We start from the raw sequence: 16649 nt of genomic DNA, 5'->3' as shown, positions 1-16649 counted from the left end.
CGCCGCCTTCGAGCTTTTCTGTATCCTGAGCTTTTCTGCGCCCAGAACCCTGGCACATATATAAATGCGCCTCCCCGGAGTATTCTTCCGGGGAGGCGCATTCATTGACTATTTAGAGCGCACCCTCAGTGATGGGGGGTGTTCAGGGTTGCGTTCTCGGTGCAGCTGTACAGTGCAGCCGAACCGGGGGAGCGCACGCCCGCGGTCGGGTTTGCGTTCTGCGCGGTGGCAAGAGCGAAATCAGAAACCACCTCGTGGTTAATGTAGCTGCCGCCCGCGCCGCCGCCACTGCTCAGAGCGCTGAGCGAGTAGATGTTGCCTTCGTTCTCAAACTGCACCTGGCGGCCGAAAACGCCCTCGTAGTATGAGCCGACGGTCCAGATGTTCAGGCCTGCGCCGCCGCCGCCGTAGCCGGCGCCACCACCGGATGCTACGGAGGTGAGGGAGAGCTTGCCCTGGGTTCGGGAAAGCAGTGCGCCCGAGCCGCCCTTACCGCGGTAAGAGCCGGTTGCGTTCGCACCGCCGGTGCCCTTTTCTCCCTCATGCACGGAGTCGCCCCCGTAGAGGTAGTAGCGCGGGAAATCGTACGACTCAAACCAGGAGGTAGACATGGGCATGAGCTTCAGCTCGTTGTTCTCGTCGAGGATGCCGACCAGTGCCTCGCCGAGGGTGCCCGCCACGCCGGAGCGGCCGGCGGTACCGCCGGTGACCATGAAGCGCATGTCGAGGGGCTTGTCGTCCTCGTCGAGGGGCTTGAACTCCTGGTAGGGGCTTGCCACGAGCATGCCACCCTGACCGGTGTTGTCGGTGCCCAGGTCGCCGCCTGCGCTACCGCCCGCGGTGCTATTGGCATCGCGGTGTTCCATGGCGATACGCAGTGCCGGGTTCAGCTGATCCTTGGGTTGCGCGTCGAAGATGCTCTGGTGGGTGGTGAGGGTGCCCAGCTGTGCACCGCCGCCGCCAGCGCCTGCAACGGCTACGACGGTGACTGAGCCGTCACGAACGAGCTCGACCGCGGAGGAACCGCCGCCAGACGCGCCGTACACGTAGCCGCTGTCGGTGCCCACTACCTGCGCACTGCCGGTTGCATTGCTGGAGCCGGTGGAGTCGCCGCCTGCAGCGTAGCCTTCGCCGCCGAGTGCGGGCTGCGCGCCGGATGCAGAGCCGACGCCGCCGTTACCCGCCCAGACGCGCAGGATATCGCCGGACTTGACCGCCAGGACGCCGCTGAGCTGTGCACCGGCACCGCCGCCAGCCAGGGAGGCGTTCGTGACCTCGGTCAGGTAGCGGGGGGTGAAGGAGGTTGCCGCACCGCCGGCACCGCCTACAAGGTCGAAGCGGACTCGTCCAACGCCTTCGGGGACGAGCCATTCGGTGTATGCGCCTGCCTTGTCGTCGTAGCCGGTTGCGGTGGGCTTGAGAGTCAGGGCGGGGGAGCAGGTGGGCTCGCCGCTTGCCGCCCATGCGGGGACGGTTGCGCTGGCGAGGATGACGGGGGCACTCCATGCAGCGCCCTGTACGAGGCGACGGCGCGAAATGCGTGATGCAGTGTTGTGATGTGTCATTTTTGGGGTCCTCCGGTAGTTCGCGGATGCAGCCGCGAAGTAACCTGTGGTTGGTTGCGATGCGCCGTGGTTTTCGGTTGACTTTCGAATATTTACGGTAATGTTGAAGTGAATTTTTGAAGTTGAAGTGAATCAGGAAGCCGAACCGTTTTAGTTGGGCGTCATCGCAAGGTTGTATGCAGTGAATGCACGCCCGTTCCCTGCCGTGTGGCGCCGTACTGCGAGGAGCAACGGCAATGCCGGCGCCGATGCCGCAGTTGAGAGCTGGTTGACTTCTCCTTGAGAGTGGAGGCGCCGTTCAGTGGGCACGAGTGTGCACGTTATTGTAGGGGTGAGGTTGCTCTCAAGTTCAAATTCGTGCGTCAAAAAGACGAAACTAGCGTCAAATTTCGGTGAAGAACCTAAAAATGTTTGCATTAGTGTGAATGTTTGTGTATCTTTTTGTTTTTTCTGGCTCTGAATCTGAGGGGGTCAGAGCGGTTTTTCACATACACAACAGAGCAAAATCCTAGTCGCGAGTTCCAAAGGTTCTTCAGTGTTTGGAGCACCTTTACGCAGGGCTTAGAATAATGATGAATATATGCGCCCGTTTCGCCCTGCTACCGGCAGGGGCGCGGCACGACAGAACGCGGCGTATCGGCACACTGTTAAAGTTCGGCGTAAACCAGCCGACTCCACAAAGGATTTTTAATGACTGAGAACATCAGCAAGCTTCGCATTGAAGGTGGCACTCCGCTCGTTGGTGAGGTTCACGTTCGAGGCGCCAAGAACCTGGTGCCCAAGGCTATGGTCGCAGCACTGCACGGTTCGACTCCCTCGACCCTGCGTAACGTTCCCGACCTGAGCGATGTTGAAATCGTTACCACCCTCGTGGAGCTGCACGGTGCGAAGGTTGACTACGACCGTGAAGCCGGTGTTCTCACCCTCAACCCCGCACAGGACGCAACCACCGCTGCAAAGAACGCAGAGGAGATTCAGCTCTTCGGTGGTAACTCTCGCATCCCGATTCTGATGGTGGGCCCGCTGCTACACACTCTCGGTACCGCGCGCATCCCCAACCTGGGCGGCTGCAAGATCGGTGACCGACCCATCGACTACCACATGTCTGCACTGCGCAAGTTCGGTGCGGTCGTTGAGAAGGACGACGAAACCGGCACCACCCTGATTGTTCCCGAAGAGGGTCTGAAGGGTGCAGAGATTGTGCTGAACTACCCCTCCGTGGGTGCTACCGAGCAGGTTCTGCTCACCGGTGTCCGCGCTAAGGGTAAGACCATCCTGCGTAACGCTGCGATTGAGCCCGAAATTATTGACCTGATTGCTGTTCTGCAGAAGATGGGCGCAATCATCTTCATTAACGAGGACCGCACCATCGTCATTGAGGGCGTGGATGAGCTGACCGGCTACGATCACGCGTCCCTGCCCGACCGCAACGAGTCCGCTTCCTGGGCTTCTGCGGCGCTGGCTACCGGCGGCGACATTTTCGTTCGCGGTGCAGCGCAGAAGGATATGACCGCGTTCCTGAACCAGTTCCGCAAGATGGGCGGTCTGTACGAGGTGACCGCCGAGGGTATCCGCTTCACCCACCCGGCTCAGCGCACCCCCGGTGCTCAGCTGAAGCCCATCGTTTTTGAGACCAACGTGCACCCCGGCTTCATGACCGACTGGCAGCAGCCCCTCGTCGTGGCGCTGACCCAGGCTAAGGGCGCGTCTATCGTGCACGAGACCGTGTACGAGGAGCGTTTCGGCTTCACCAACGCGCTGAAGCAGATGGGTGCAGATATCGTTGTTATGCGCGATTGCGTGGGCGGCGCACCCTGCCGTTTCGAGGGTAAGGGCTACGGCCACTCCGCTATTATTTCTGGCCCCACCCCGCTGACCGGTGCCGACATTGAGGTTCCGGACCTGCGCGGCGGCTTCTCCCACATCATTGCTGCTCTGGCGGCTAAGGGCACCTCTCACGTGAGCGGTGTTGAGCTGATTGCTCGCGGCTACGAGAACTTTGAGGAGAAGCTCAAGGGCCTGGGTGCCAACTTTGAGGTGCTGGCACGCAAGGCGTCGAAGGCTCCCAAGCCCGATGCAGCAATCGTTGTTGTTGAGCCCGAGGAAGTTGAGGTTCAGGACTAGTGAGCGGACAGCAGGGAAAGCAGGCTCTGCCTGAGATTGAGCCCACCGCCTCCGGTGATGCGCTGTACAAGGTGCTCGGTAACGCTGCGCGCGGGCTGTACAAGCTCATCGCACGCGTTGAGATTACCGGCCGTGAGAACCTGCCTAAGAGCGGCGGGTACATTATCGTGGCTAACCACACCACCGAGCTTGACCCGGTGACCGTGGCTTTCCCTGCTTTCGTTGAGGGCGCCCTGCCGCGCTTCTTGGCGAAGGATTCGCTCTTCCGCGCCCCCGTGCTCGGCTACATTATGCGCAAGCTCGCGCATATTCCCGTGGTTCGCGGTTCGGTGGATGCGCGCAAGTCCCTGATTACTGCCCGCAAGATTGTTGAGGCTGGCGGTGCCGTCGTGATTTTCCCGGAGGGCACCACCACCCACGATCCGCAGCTGTGGCCCATGCAGGCGCGTACCGGTGCGGCTCGTCTGGCTCTTGCGACCGGCGCACCCGTCTTCCCGGTGGCGCACTGGGGCGACGAGCAGATTCTCGGTTACGTGGACGAGGCCGGCGAGGACGGCCGCATCAAGGAGAAGCGTAAGATTTCGCTGTTCCCGCGCAAGACCGTTCGCGTGAAGGTCGGCAAGGCTCTGGATATTGCCTCCCTCGTTGAGGATTCCAGCCCCGAGGCTAAGCACACCCGCACCGAACTGGGCGTGGTCACCGACGCAATGCTGGACGCTATCACCGCCGAGCTGGAGAAAATCCGCGGCGAGAAGGCTCCGGAGGGTCGTTGGAACCCGCGCACTAAGCGTCGTGAAGCCCCCGGTACCCCCTCGGGGCCGGTCGGTGGCGCGCTTGGTGAACCGGACGAAAAGTAGCATCCCAGCTGGGAGAATCGTAGAGGCCCTGACAGATGCCGCGGCTATTCGCTGAGGCGCCTGTCAGGGACTCGCACAATAACCTCGCAAGGAAGAGAGGCAGGTGTTTTCGTGACCTTCTTTGGACGCACCCCCGCAGCAAGCCCTGAATTTACCCCTCCGGCAACCGTGCAGTCTATTGCGGTGCTCGGCGCCGGTAGCTGGGGCACCGCTTTCGCTAAGATTGCGGCGGACGCTGCCCGTGAGCGCGGCGATGACACTCGCGTGACCCTCATCGGTCGTGATGAGCAGGCGATGGCTGAGTGCGAGCGCACCCGCGAGAACGCCCGCTATTTTCCGGGAATGAAGCTGCCGGATAATATTCACTTCACGGCGGATGCCCCCGCGGCGCTGACCGGTGCCGATATTGTGGTTCTTGCCCTGCCCGCGCAGGTGCTGCGTTCGCAGTTGCAGAGCTTCGCCCGCTATATTGAGCCGAACGCCATGCTGGTGTCTTTGGCGAAGGGCCTGGAGACCGGTACTGGTCTGCGCATGTCGCAGGTCATTACCGAGGAGCTGGAAGAGGCTATGGCTCTGCGCGGTGCCGATGTGCGCGCGATTGGCCATATTCCGCACCGCGTGTGCGTGCTGTCGGGCCCGAACCTCGCGAAGGAAATCATGGGGGAGGAGCCTACCGCCTCCGTGGTTGCGGCTCGCACTCTGCCGGTGGCTGAGGCTGTGGCTCACGCGATTGCGTGCGCGTACTTCCGCCCGTACACCAACACGGATGTGGTGGGTACTGAAATTGGCGGTCTGGTGAAGAACGTGATTGCCCTCTGCGTGGGTATTTGCGAGGGCCGCAATTACGGCGATAACTCGAAGGCGTCCATTATGACGCGCGGTCTGGCGGAGATTACCCGCCTGGCGGTGGCGTTGGGCGGCGAGGCTGCGACGATGAGCGGTCTTGCTGGTATGGGCGACTTGATTGCGACCTGCTCTTCGCCGCTGTCTCGTAACCACACGGCGGGCCGCCTGCTGGCTCAGGGTGTTACCCCTGACCGCCTGCACGAGCATATGAGCCAGACCGCTGAGTCGATTAAGTCGGCGCCGGTGGTGGCTGAGTTGGCTCGTCGTCACGGCGTGGAGATGCCCATTGTTGAGGCTGTGGTGGCTGTGCTTTCGGGCCGTATCGGCATTGAGGATTTGGCGCCTCAGCTGCTGGGGCGTTCCCTTAAACATGAAGGGCATTAAGAGCACGCAATGAACCTGAGCTCGGTAACCACCGCTGTGTTGGGCTCCGCAGGGTATGGGGCGCTGTGTGCTGCAGCTACAGGGTCGGTAGCTCAAAAAACCGAGTGCGATCGCCCGGTATACCTGTGGGAACCCGCCGATATGGGAGAAACCGCGCACCAGCTTCCGGTGACTTACACCACCGATATATACGAGGCTCTTGAGAGCGCCGATATTGTGGTGGTTCCCTGGGGCGAACAGGCTGATTCGTGCCCCGAGGAGATGACGGGGGTCATGGCATTCCGCCGATGGGCATACCTGCTGCCTCAAACCGCTATAGTGCTCGCAGCCGCAGGTTCTGCCGAGGACACCATGAACGTGTCTGAATATCTGCGGCAGATACTGCACACTGAGTTTCCAACGCGGCGTGAACGTGTGGCGGTGCTAACTATTACCGCTCATCATCTGGCGGGTACAGGTGTGATGGAACCGGTAAAAACTCACCCCAGGCGCCCCCGCACCGCCACTCTCACCACCGACGATGCGCACATGCATCAGCTGATTACCGCCTTATTTGATGGGCCTGTGCTGCGTATTCACCGTGCGCCATGACCCCGGTATCTGCGGTTACCGCAGCTTGGGTACTAGTGTCAGAAAGGCCCGTAAGAGACGATACAATGGGCTGTAAGTGGGGCGGGTACGCCCCGAAACGAACAGGGAGAAATATATGACCGAGAAGAAGACCGTCGCCCTGCTGTGCGGTGGCCGCTCCTCCGAGCACCCGATTTCGCTCATTACCGCTGCCGGCGTTCTGGGCGCTATTGACCGCACCGCCTACGACGTCATCACTATCGGTATTACCCGTGACGGCCGCTGGTACCTGACCGATGAGCAGCAGCTCGCCGAGCTGACCGCGGGCACTCGCGGTACCGCAGAGTTCCCCGCGGGCACCCAGCAGGTGTTCCTGCCGATGGGTGCCGGCGATTCCCGCCTGACCCTGATTGACGAGGACGGCACTGTGACCCGCACCGCGCCGGTGGACGTTGTCTTCCCGCTGTTGCACGGCCCCTTCGGTGAGGACGGCACCGTGCAGGGTCTGCTGGAAATGGCTGACCTGCACTATGTGGGTTGCGGTGTGACCGCATCCGCTGTGGGCATGGATAAGCACTTCATGAAGGTCGCCTTCGAGTCCGCTGGCCTGGAGGTCGGCCCCTACGAGGTTGTCACCAACCGCCAGTGGGAGTACGAGGACCGCGAGCAGATTCTGGAGCGCGTGCTGAAGCTGGGCTTCCCCATGTTTGTGAAGCCGACCCGCGCCGGTTCCTCCTTCGGCATTACCAAGGTGGATTCGGTGGAGGAGCTCGTGCCCGCGATTGAAGAGGCACGCCGCCACGACCCGAAAATCATTATTGAGGCCGGTATCGTGGGTCGCGAAATCGAGTGCGCTGTGCTCGATGGCCACCACGGCGAGATGCCGCGCGCATCCTACCCCGGCGAGATTGAGGTTGTGGATCAGGATCACGGTTTCTACGACTTTGAGGCGAAGTACGTTTCTGAGTCTTCCGCTGTGACCGTGTGCCCGGCGAACCTGCCGCAGGATGTGCAGGATCGTCTGCGTGAGCTGGCTGTGAAGGCATTCCTGGCGCTGGATGGTGAGGGTCTGTCTCGTGCGGACTTCTTCTACACAGAGGATGGCCACCTGGTCATCAACGAGGTGAACACCATGCCCGGCTTCACCCCGATTTCGATGTACAAGACCATGTGGGAGAACACCGGTATTTCCTACACCGACCTGATTAGCGAGCTGCTGACCCTGGCGATGGAACGCCCCCTGGGTCTGCGCTAGTTCTTGAGGTAGCGCTAGTTCTTGGGCGCACCGTCGTTTTGACTGCGCTTAGCAATTGAATACGTAACGGCGGGGGAGTAGCCCCTGTTGTAAGGCGCCTCGGTGCGGATTCTTGAGGGATTCGCGCCGGGGCGCTTTTTGCGCGGTGGGCAAGTTCAGCCTGTGTGAGAGGGAGAATTGGTACGTATTAGCCTCTAAATCTTGATGAGAATCGCTCGTTTTTCACTCATGAGAAAAATCACTTATATTCGCCTCGGGGTCGTTTAGATGATGGAGTGCAAGTTTTAAAGTGGTATTGATAAGGCAAAACGTAATTCTGCTCATAAGTGCATGAAATGATGCTTCTAGGTAATGAAAAGATGCTGTTGGTGGTCGTTGCACATCTTGAAGCTCAAAGATTGGTATGAAAGCGCTAAAATGAGTAATGAAGAAAAAGCCGATTCGGTAGAATAGATGAAGGTATATCCAATCTGCCCTAGCGATTGGGTATCTATTCACTCACAACGTATCAGAAAGTCAAGGACAACCTTTGGGAAAACGAAACCGTAAGGTGGTCTCTGCGAGTCTGGCGACAGCACTGGTTGCTTCCGGAAGCCCCTACGTGGCCTCATTTGCTCAAGATGTGCAAGAGGCGGCGTCTCAGGTTCCGCCCAACCCTGTCGGCACCGCAAGCCAAACCCTGGACCCCACCGCAAACGCGGCATCTTCCTCTCAGACGGCAGTACCCACGCTCGCAACCGTGAGCGCATGGCCCACCGCTCAGGGGGACAATAAGACTGACAAAGCGCAGGCAGAGCCCACCGCTCAGCCTAGCGCTTCTTCGAGTGCTCAGCCCACTGTTAGTGCTGAGCCTTCCGCAAGTGCTACGCCCAGCCCGGATGCGAACGCTACCGCGCAGCCTACTGCCGAGCCCACCGCTTCTGCTAGTGCGACTGCAAGCCCGAGTGCTACGGCGAGTCCTAGCGTAGAGCCCTCTAAGGATGCAACCGCTGAACCTACCGCTACGCCGACCGTAGCTCCTAGCGCAAGTGCCGAACCGAGTGTTGCTCCTACCGCAACTCCGACGGCTGAGCCGACTGTAGCTCCGACTGCAGAGCCTACGGTCCAGCCGACGGCAGAACCTACTGTTGCTCCCACTCCGGAGCCGACCGTTGCGCCTACTGTGGAGCCCACCGCGGAACCCACCAAGGACGCAACTCCTGAGCCTACTCAGGATCCGACTCCTGAGCCTACGGTAGAGCCCACCCCTGAACCTACTCCCGAGCCGACGAAGGATGTAACTCCCGAGCCGACCCCAGAGCCTACTCAGGACCCCACACCGGAACCGAATCCGGAGCCCACTCCTGAACCTACTCCCGAGCCGACGAAGGATGTAACTCCCGAACCGACCCAGGAGCCCTCTCAGGTTCCGGTCGTTCCGGCCCCGGTTCAGGATCCGACTAACGAGCCGACCAAGGACGCGGTCATCCCCGTGATTCCGGTAGCTCCCGTAGCTCCGGTAGAGGATAACAAGGGCAGCTCGGACTCCAAGTCGGTTACCCCGATTGAGACCGAACCTGTTGCTCCGATTCCTCCGGCGAACAACCCGGTGACCGTCCCTGGAAACCGTCAGGAAGTCTCTGGGGAAGATGTCATCATCTCCATTGAGCTTCCGCGACCGGGCAACTCCTCTGAATCCTCAAGTTCCTCTTCGGGATCTTCGAGCTCTTCACCGAGCAAGGCACCGAGCGACAGGCTTGATGGCGAGGATGACGATCCGTTGCGTTCTGGCGGCACCACCCTCGGACGAATCGCAGCTAATAACGGCTCGAATGACTCCATTCCGGGTGCGGCTGACTGGGTTGCTGGATACCTCTCGCGCAATAAGACCGACGAGGACCACTCCCACGAGGCAAGCCCCTCGAGCTCCTCAAGCTCGGTATCGGCTTCGAAGTCGCCTAGCTCCTCCTCCACCTCGGCTAGCGCCAGCCGCTCTGCAAAGAGCGTGGCAAAGGCTGATGGCGCGAACGCCGCTCAGGAGCAGGCCGTGAAGAATGCGGACGCGGACGATTCCGGACTTTCCGGCATTGCACCGCTGATCCTCTTCTCACTCATCGGTCTGGTGCTGATTGCTCTGGCAATCCGCTACTTCAGCCGCGGAGCCTAAGGCGAACATAACGCGTAAGAATACGCGATAATAGAGGATGTGAATCCTCAGACTTTTAGCGAAACGCGGGACAACCCCATGCGAGAGACACCTCTCTCAAAGCTGGGGGAGTCCCGCGTTCTGCGCGCTTTCATGCCGATTATCAACGCCCACAACGAGCAGGTTGCCGCAACGGCACGCCAGGCGGGGCGCATCGAACCCCTCGAGGTGGGTCCCGGTGACGACTGTGCCGTTCTCGCCGAGCCCGCGCCCGGTCAGCGTACCGTGGTCACCACCGACACTCTCGTTGAGGACCAGGACTTTATGAACCTCTGGCCCGGCGGTATTGCCCAGACGAGTGAGGCCGGTGAGTTCAATCTGGAACCCGCCCGCAGTAGCGGCTACGATGTGGGGCGCAAAGCCGCGACCCAGAACCTTGCCGACGTTGCCGCCATGGGTGCGCGCCCGGCGAGCCTCTTCATCTCTTTGAGCCTGCCCGGTAGCACGCCTTACGGCTGGATTGACGGCTTCGCCCACGGCATTGTGGACGGAATCAACGCCTGCGGAGCCACCGAATGCGTGATTGGCGGCGGCGATATTGGCGACTCCACCGAAATGTCGGTGACCGTCACCGCCCTCGGCTACACGGACCGCGCCGTGCTGCGCTCCGGTGCACGCCCCGGCGACACTATCGCCCTGGCGGGGCGTACCGCCTGGTCCGATGCCGGTCTGCGCCTGCTACTCAACCCGCTCTCCCTGCCCGCCACGGCACTGCTGCGTGCTATTGCCGCAGGCCAGGAAGTCGAAGCGGCGCTGGGGGCGGTAGGACAGGCGTGGGCTCAGAAACAGACTGAAAAGCAGGGCGAGGGATCGGCTGTTGCTCTCCCCGAGGGGCTCATCGAGCTTGCCCGCACCCTCACCCCCGAAGATGCCGCGCACATGATTGCGGTCTGCGAGCGCGCCGTCGCATCGCAGCACCACCCGGTCAGCCCCATCCCCGCCGGTGAAGTGGCACGCCAGCATAAGGCAAGCTCCATGCTGGATCTTTCTGACGGACTCGTCAAGGACGCCGGGCGAGTTGCCGCCGCCTCCGGGGTGCAGATGCGCCTCGACCGTGCCGCCGTGGATGCGTTCGCCAAGCCGCTGCTACCGTTGGCGCGCCTGCTGTTGGCGATTGGTGAGCGCAACGAGGCGGGGGAGAGCCCCGCATCCCTGGCGCGCACCTTCGTGCTGGTTGGCGGAGAAGATCACGGCCTGCTGGCGACCTTCCCCGGCGATGTGCCGGAAGAATTTGTGCCCCTGGGAACCTGTGTTGCGGATGCCCCGGAGCGCGGTCTGAGCGCCGAACTCTACGGTGCCGAGCGCCGCCACAATGCGGTGACCGGCGCGGCGGTCGTGATGGACGGCCGCTCCCTGGACGGCATGGGCTGGGAACACTACGGGGCTTCCGCGTAGGAGCTTCACCGAGTGCCGCGAGGTGCGTGCGGTTTATATGTTTAGTCCGTGCTTTCAGCCCGCGGGATAGACGACGGACAATACCGTACATTTAACCGAAATTGCCTAGAATAGAAGTACGAAATAGGCTGGATCCCGCCCGTGCCGCGGGCGCTGAGAAATCAGTCGGGAACTAACCGGGAAATCAGTCGGGAACTAGCCACAAACTCAGCCGAGAACCGCGCGAAACTGACGAAACCGACGAGGAGGGTAGCGTGAACGCAGAACAGAACCAGCGCACCGAAGAACGCGAGATTTACCGCCGCGCCTGCGTGCGCGCCTACCGCTTCGGCGTAGCGTGGTCCACCGCCGCCCGCACCACCATCGAACGCTACCGCGAGGCGCTCAACGAACTCAACGGGTTCCCTGTGCCCGATAAAGACACCGGCTCCAATATCGCCCATACCCTGCTGACCCTGACCGAAGAGTTTGAGCGGGGCATGGAGCAGGTTCTGCCCAGTGAGAGTCTGCCCAGTGAGGTTCTTCCCTCTGGCAAAAATCCTGGCGGGGAGGGCGCGTGCGTGCCCGAGGCGGCGGGCGCATCCGAAGAGGAAACCCTCGCCCACCTGTGGATTCAGCTGGGCGGAATCTACGAGCACGCGATTATGCGCGCATCCCGCGTGGCGCGCGGCAACTCCGGTACTCTGCTCTGCGCTTGGGCGCTGGAGGCGGTGCGTAGCTACTGGTTCCTGCCCGGAAACCTCGCTCGGGAGCTCGGCAACACGGGCGATGAGCTGCCGCTCGTGCGTGCCCTGGAGGCAGACTACGAGCGTGTGCTGGCTGGCGGTTCCCTGCCGAAGCACCGCGAAGTGAAGCTGGAGTACGCCCACGCGGAGGCGCGCGCGATGGCGTTCGCGGCTGAGCGTATTCGCGCCAGCGTGGGGGAGCAGATGGTGCCCTCCACGATGCTGTCGGTCATGGTGGAGCTCGCCCGCTTGGATGCACACTATGATGCATCGCAGGACGCAGAAGCCGCTGACGAGGCGCTGAAGGAGCGTCGACGTGCGCTGATGCGTGCCGCTCTGGAACGTACCGCGCAGTTCCCGCCCTCACCCGAGCTTGCCGGTTTCGTGGACGCCGGCGCGCTCGGCTTCTACCTTGCCGTGGTGCACTCCAACCCGCGTTGGGAAGGCGCGACCCTGAACGAGGCGCAGGTGGAGTCCATGCTGCGTGCGCCCTCTGCCGGTGTGACTTCTGTAGCTGGTTCTGCGGCACGAGTGGGTTCTGAACAGGCGGACGCTGAAACTGCCGAGCACGCAGAAAGTGAGGGGCAGAGCGGCTGGGAGCTTATGGGTACGCTGACCTGCGAGCCCCTCGCCCTGGCGCAGCTGCGCCCGGAGCTTGAAGCCATGGGCGACAGCCTGCTCATTACGCCCCTGGACATGGCGGCTGGACTCTGGGCGCTGCACGTGCACGTTCCCGAAGTCGACCCCGCCCGCAAGCTGATTATGGGCTACGGTCAGTGGTCGGATGAGCGTATTTCCTCCCTGGCGGATGGTCATCACGCCGACCACGCATGCGCTGCGGAGGGCGGCGCATGAGCCCCGCCCGACGTTCCGTGAACCCGCAGCAGGAAGCCCTGGACTTGGGGCTTCCTGAGCCTGCTCCCGCCAAAACTAAGCCGACAAATACTAAGCCCGCGAAAGCTGAGGCAGCGCAGAGTGAGCCCGTAGATTCTGAGTCCGTAGATTCAACGGTTGTGGAGCCTGCCCGTGCCGCCTCTGTGACCCGTGCTGATTCTGCGACCCGAGCTCGGCAGTGGAAAAAGGATGCGCCGCTACTGAGCGATGAGCAGCTCCGCACCACCGCCGAGCTGACCGTGCGTGATCTTGCCGCCTACGCCCGAGGCGAGGTGAGCCGCGCCGAGTTGAGCGAACGCGCGGCACAGCGCGCCAGCGCCCCCTACCGTAAGGCACTCAAGGCCCTCAAGCATTCGCTGGGTCCCGCCGCGCACACCATGACCGATGACGCTCTCTACGAGCTGGTCGATATTGCTTTGGCGGCGCGGCAGGCGGCGCAGCCGGAGGAGCCTGTACAGAAGAAACCTGCTCAGAAGGCGCCCGCCCAGAAAGCACCTGCTCAGAAGAAGACGGTTCAGAAGGAACCAGCTCAGATCGAACCGACCCCGCAGAGTGATACTCCCGCGCGGGATGCTTCGCCGCGCCCGCAGAAGGCGGAAACCTCGAGTGAAGAGGGCGAGCAGAAGCCTGCACCGAAGATGCCCGATGCGAAGAAGAGCGCGCCTGAGGTAGACGCTGAAAAGCCCGCGATCCAAAAGGTAGCGGCGAAGAAGACAGCTCCCGCTAAGAAAGCGTCCGCTGCTCAACCTGCTACCGCCACGAAGACCCCCAAGAAGGTGCCGACTGAGCCCGCCAAGGAATCGGGCACCTCTAAAGCCCCGGCGAAGAAGGCTGCTCCCGCTAAGAAAGCGCCCGCTGCTCAATCTGCTACCGCCGAGAAGACTCCGGCAAAGCCGAAAACCACTGCGGAGAAAAACCCAGCGCAGAAAACTCCGGCAAAGCCGAAGACCGCTGCGCCGAAAAGCCCTGCGAAGAAAGCTTCCGCGAAGAAGACAGCTACTAAGAAAGCTGCGGCTGAGAAGCCCGATGCAGCCTCCGCATCAGCCGCTGCGGAGGCTAAGAGCCGCGCCCTGGCGCGCTACGCCTCCGAAGACCGCATCGAAAACGCGCCGCTCAAAAAGTACCTGCCCGCGCCCAGCGCCAAGGCAATCGCCACGCATCTGGATCTGCACACCGTCGGGGAGATGCTCGAATACTTCCCGCGCAAATACCTGCCGCGCGGTGAGCTCAGCTCCTTCGCCGAACTTGTTGAGGGCCAGGACGTCACCATCATTGCCCGCGTGGTGCACGTGAGCACCCGAACTATGGCGGCGCGCCGCGGCAAAATCACGGAAGTGACCATCACCGACCGGCTTTCCGACGCCACCAGGCAGGATACACCTGCAGGTTTTGGGGCTGCCGGTTTTGGTGCCGCTGGCCTCGGGGCTGGTGGCCCTGTATCCGTGGTGCACGGGCGCGCGAACCGCCCCGGCGTATCCGGTGCATCCAGAGTATCCGGCGTGCCCGCGCAGAGCTGGCAGGCAACCGGGATGCACAACCCGCGCATTAACACGCTCGCTAACTCCACGCAGAACCCAGTTGCCCAGATTCCCGTAGCTCAGAACCCCGCGGCCCAGAACCCGGCACAGGGCAGGGGAGCACAGCCCGCCTCCTACAGCGGCTACGCAGATAGCTACGGCCAAGATTCGTTCGCGCAGGACAGTTTTGCGCAGGATAGTTTCGCGCAGGGAGGCCTCTTTGGCGTGCCCGCGCCCAGCATGACGAACCCCGGTGCGCTTATTGGCTCGCAGATGAAGCTTTCCTTCTTCAACGCCTGGACCGCCGCCCGCGAAATCCGCGAGGGTGAAACGATGATGTTCTCCGGCAGGGTCGGTATCTACCGCGGCGAATACACCCTCACCAACCCGCACTACGCCCTGCTCTCGAAGGACGCCTCCGGCGCGGACGTCACCGACGCCGCCACCGCCCCCGTGCCCGTCTACCGCGCCCCCGTGAAGCTGCCCACCGACCGCATCAGCGGCTACATGGCGCAACTACTCGAAAAGGTGCCGCTCAAAGAGCTTGAAGACCCGGTGCCGTACACGATTCGTCGCGCCCGCAAGGTGCCGTCGCTGGAGTGGACGTACCGCGCCCTGCACACCCCGGACTCTGAGGACACGTGGCGTGCCGCGCAGGCGCAGATGCGTTACCGCGAGGCGTTCGTGCTGCAGAGCGCGCTCGCCCGCCTGCACTCGGTGCGTGCCGCGCACCTGACCCAGCCGCGCCCCGCCGTGGAGGGTGGCCTCGCCGATCAGCTGCTGAAGGTTCTGCCCTACGAGCTGACCGAGGGGCAGCAGAAGGTCGGCGCTGAGATTGCCGCCGACTTGTCGAGTGAATCGCCCATGAACCGCCTACTGCAGGGTGACGTGGGTTCCGGTAAGACCGTGGTGGCTTTGCGCGCCATGCTGCAGGTTGCCGACGCGGGCGGCCAGTCCGCGATGCTCGCCCCGACCGAGGTGCTCGCCGAGCAGCATTTGCGTTCGGTGCTGGACATCCTGGGGGATATGGCGGCACCCGAAGATGCTGACGGTTCTGCTGAGGGAACTCTCGCGGGGAGCGGGGAAGAATCCGGTCGTGTGCGCGTGTGCCTGCTGACAGCCTCCATGGGTACCCGCGCCAAGCGCAAGGTACTGCAGGAACTCGCCGACGGCACCGCCCAGATTGTGATTGGCACCCACGCCCTGCTCTCCGACGAGGTGAGCTTCCACGATTTGGGTCTGGTCGTCGTGGACGAGCAGCATCGCTTCGGCGTGGAACAGCGCGACGGCCTGCGTGGTACTGACGGCGCCCTGCCGCACCGCCTGGTCATGACCGCAACGCCCATTCCGCGTACCGTCGCCATGACCGTGTTCGGTGACCTGGACGTGTCCGTGCTCGACACCCTGCCCGCCGGTCGACAGAAAATTTCGACCCACGTTGTGCCCCTCGCTGAGAAGCCTGCCTGGGCGTCCCGGCTGTGGCGGCGCGCCCGAGAAGAAATTGACGCGGGCCACCAGGTGTATGTTGTCGTACCCAAAATTGGGGAGGACGGCGATAGCCTGGAGGAGGGCGCGGCGTTCTTTGGCGCATCCAGCCTCAACGGTGCTGGAACCGGTGCAGGCAACTCTGCGCAGGGCTATTTCGGTCAGGGCGGTAGCGCCAGCAGCGACGGCAAGGTTCAGCTGACCTCGGTCGCCTCCATGTACTCCTACCTGAGCGCGGAGGACGCCCTCGTCGGCGTGCGCATCGGCACCCTGCACGGCCGCATGGACCCGGCGGAGAAGACCGCCGTCATGACCGCTTTCGAGCGCGGTGAGATTGACCTGCTCATCAGCACCACCGTCATTGAGGTGGGCGTGAACGTCCCGAACGCCACGCTCATGATCATCATGGACGCTGACCGCTTCGGCATCTCGGGCCTGCATCAGCTGCGAGGTCGTGTGGGCCGCGGCGGCTACGCGGGCACCTGCCTGCTGGTGACCCGCCAGGAGGAGGGCGGCGTGTCCCGCGAGCGTCTGGATGCGGTCGCCTCCACCACGGACGGCTTTGAGCTTTCCCGCATCGACCTGGCGCAGCGCCGCGAGGGTGATATTCTGGGTGCTGCACAATCGGGCTCGAAGAGCACCCTGCGGTTCTTGCGGGCGCTCGCCGATGCCGACATTATTGAGCGTGCCCGCGAGGATGCCCGCTCGGTGGTGGAGAAGGACCCGACGCTGGCTAAGCATCCGTCGTTGGCGCGTACGATTGACCGCGCCCTGGACGCTGACCGTGAGGCGTTCCTCGGCAGGGGATAAGTACCCGATAAGGGAAAACTCCCTGTTAGACCAGCCC

General features: G+C 62.5%; 10 protein-coding genes. 9 read left to right on the top strand and 1 reads right to left on the bottom strand.

The window, feature by feature from the left end:
• Positions 1-125 precede the first annotated feature (125 nt).
• Complete coding sequence (locus HMPREF2682_RS02800; protein WP_070831215.1) at positions 126-1565, bottom strand: transcriptional initiation protein Tat; 1440 nt, start codon at positions 1563-1565, stop codon at positions 126-128.
• Positions 1566-2255: 690 nt separating this feature from the next.
• Here HMPREF2682_RS02800 and murA point away from each other — a divergent pair.
• The 9 genes from murA (at position 2256) to HMPREF2682_RS09235 (ending at position 16612) form a co-directional block, all read left to right on the top strand.
• Positions 2256-3689 carry a UDP-N-acetylglucosamine 1-carboxyvinyltransferase gene (gene murA / locus HMPREF2682_RS02795; RefSeq protein WP_070831212.1) on the top strand — a complete coding sequence of 478 codons (1434 nt, stop codon included), beginning with the start codon at positions 2256-2258 and terminating at the stop codon, positions 3687-3689.
• Positions 3689-4546 carry a lysophospholipid acyltransferase family protein gene (locus tag HMPREF2682_RS02790; protein ID WP_070831210.1) on the top strand — a complete coding sequence of 286 codons (858 nt, stop codon included), beginning with the start codon at positions 3689-3691 and terminating at the stop codon, positions 4544-4546. The genes murA and HMPREF2682_RS02790 overlap by 1 nt, the downstream gene beginning before the upstream one ends.
• A gap of 111 nt (positions 4547-4657) precedes the next feature.
• On the top strand, positions 4658-5776 hold the full coding sequence (locus tag HMPREF2682_RS02785) for an NAD(P)H-dependent glycerol-3-phosphate dehydrogenase (protein ID WP_070831207.1): 1119 nt from the start codon (positions 4658-4660) through the stop codon (positions 5774-5776).
• Between the two features lie 141 nt (positions 5777-5917).
• The gene (locus HMPREF2682_RS02780; RefSeq protein WP_141752172.1) at positions 5918-6367 is read left to right on the top strand and encodes a hypothetical protein; all 450 of its coding nucleotides are present in this window, start codon (positions 5918-5920) and stop codon (positions 6365-6367) included.
• 115 nt (positions 6368-6482) lie between these two features.
• A complete protein-coding gene (locus HMPREF2682_RS02775; RefSeq protein WP_070831204.1) occupies positions 6483-7601 on the top strand; it encodes a D-alanine--D-alanine ligase family protein in 1119 nt (372 codons plus the stop codon).
• 529 nt (positions 7602-8130) lie between these two features.
• Positions 8131-9747, top strand: a complete 1617-nt coding sequence (locus HMPREF2682_RS02770; RefSeq protein WP_070831201.1) for a hypothetical protein — start codon at positions 8131-8133, stop codon at positions 9745-9747.
• A 78-nt stretch (positions 9748-9825) separates the two neighbouring features.
• On the top strand, positions 9826-11181 hold the full coding sequence (locus HMPREF2682_RS02765) for a thiamine-phosphate kinase (protein WP_070831198.1): 1356 nt from the start codon (positions 9826-9828) through the stop codon (positions 11179-11181).
• Positions 11182-11435: 254 nt separating this feature from the next.
• Entirely contained in the window at positions 11436-12761 is a 1326-nt protein-coding gene (locus tag HMPREF2682_RS02760; protein WP_070831196.1) for a DAK2 domain-containing protein, read from the top strand.
• Positions 12758-16612 (top strand): helicase-related protein, encoded by a 3855-nt coding sequence (locus tag HMPREF2682_RS09235; RefSeq protein ID WP_083321751.1) that lies wholly within the window; start codon positions 12758-12760, stop codon positions 16610-16612. Before HMPREF2682_RS02760 ends, HMPREF2682_RS09235 begins: the two co-directional genes overlap by 4 nt.
• The last annotated feature ends 37 nt before the right edge of the window (positions 16613-16649 follow it).

Source organism: Rothia sp. HMSC061D12, from assembly GCF_001836735.1.
Taxonomy (GTDB): domain Bacteria; phylum Actinomycetota; class Actinomycetes; order Actinomycetales; family Micrococcaceae; genus Rothia.
Note: the sequence above shows the minus strand (reverse complement) of the source record. Positions and strands in the feature narration are given on the sequence as shown.

Coding starts and splice junctions, on each gene's coding strand:
- HMPREF2682_RS02800 (WP_070831215.1), bottom strand. CDS start 1,565: ATGACACATCACAACACTGCATCACGCATTTCGCGCCGTCGCCTCGTA.
- murA (WP_070831212.1), top strand. CDS start 2,256: ATGACTGAGAACATCAGCAAGCTTCGCATTGAAGGTGGCACTCCGCTC.
- HMPREF2682_RS02780 (WP_141752172.1), top strand. CDS start 5,918: ATGGGAGAAACCGCGCACCAGCTTCCGGTGACTTACACCACCGATATA.
- HMPREF2682_RS02775 (WP_070831204.1), top strand. CDS start 6,483: ATGACCGAGAAGAAGACCGTCGCCCTGCTGTGCGGTGGCCGCTCCTCC.
- HMPREF2682_RS02765 (WP_070831198.1), top strand. CDS start 9,826: ATGCGAGAGACACCTCTCTCAAAGCTGGGGGAGTCCCGCGTTCTGCGC.
- HMPREF2682_RS09235 (WP_083321751.1), top strand. CDS start 12,758: ATGAGCCCCGCCCGACGTTCCGTGAACCCGCAGCAGGAAGCCCTGGAC.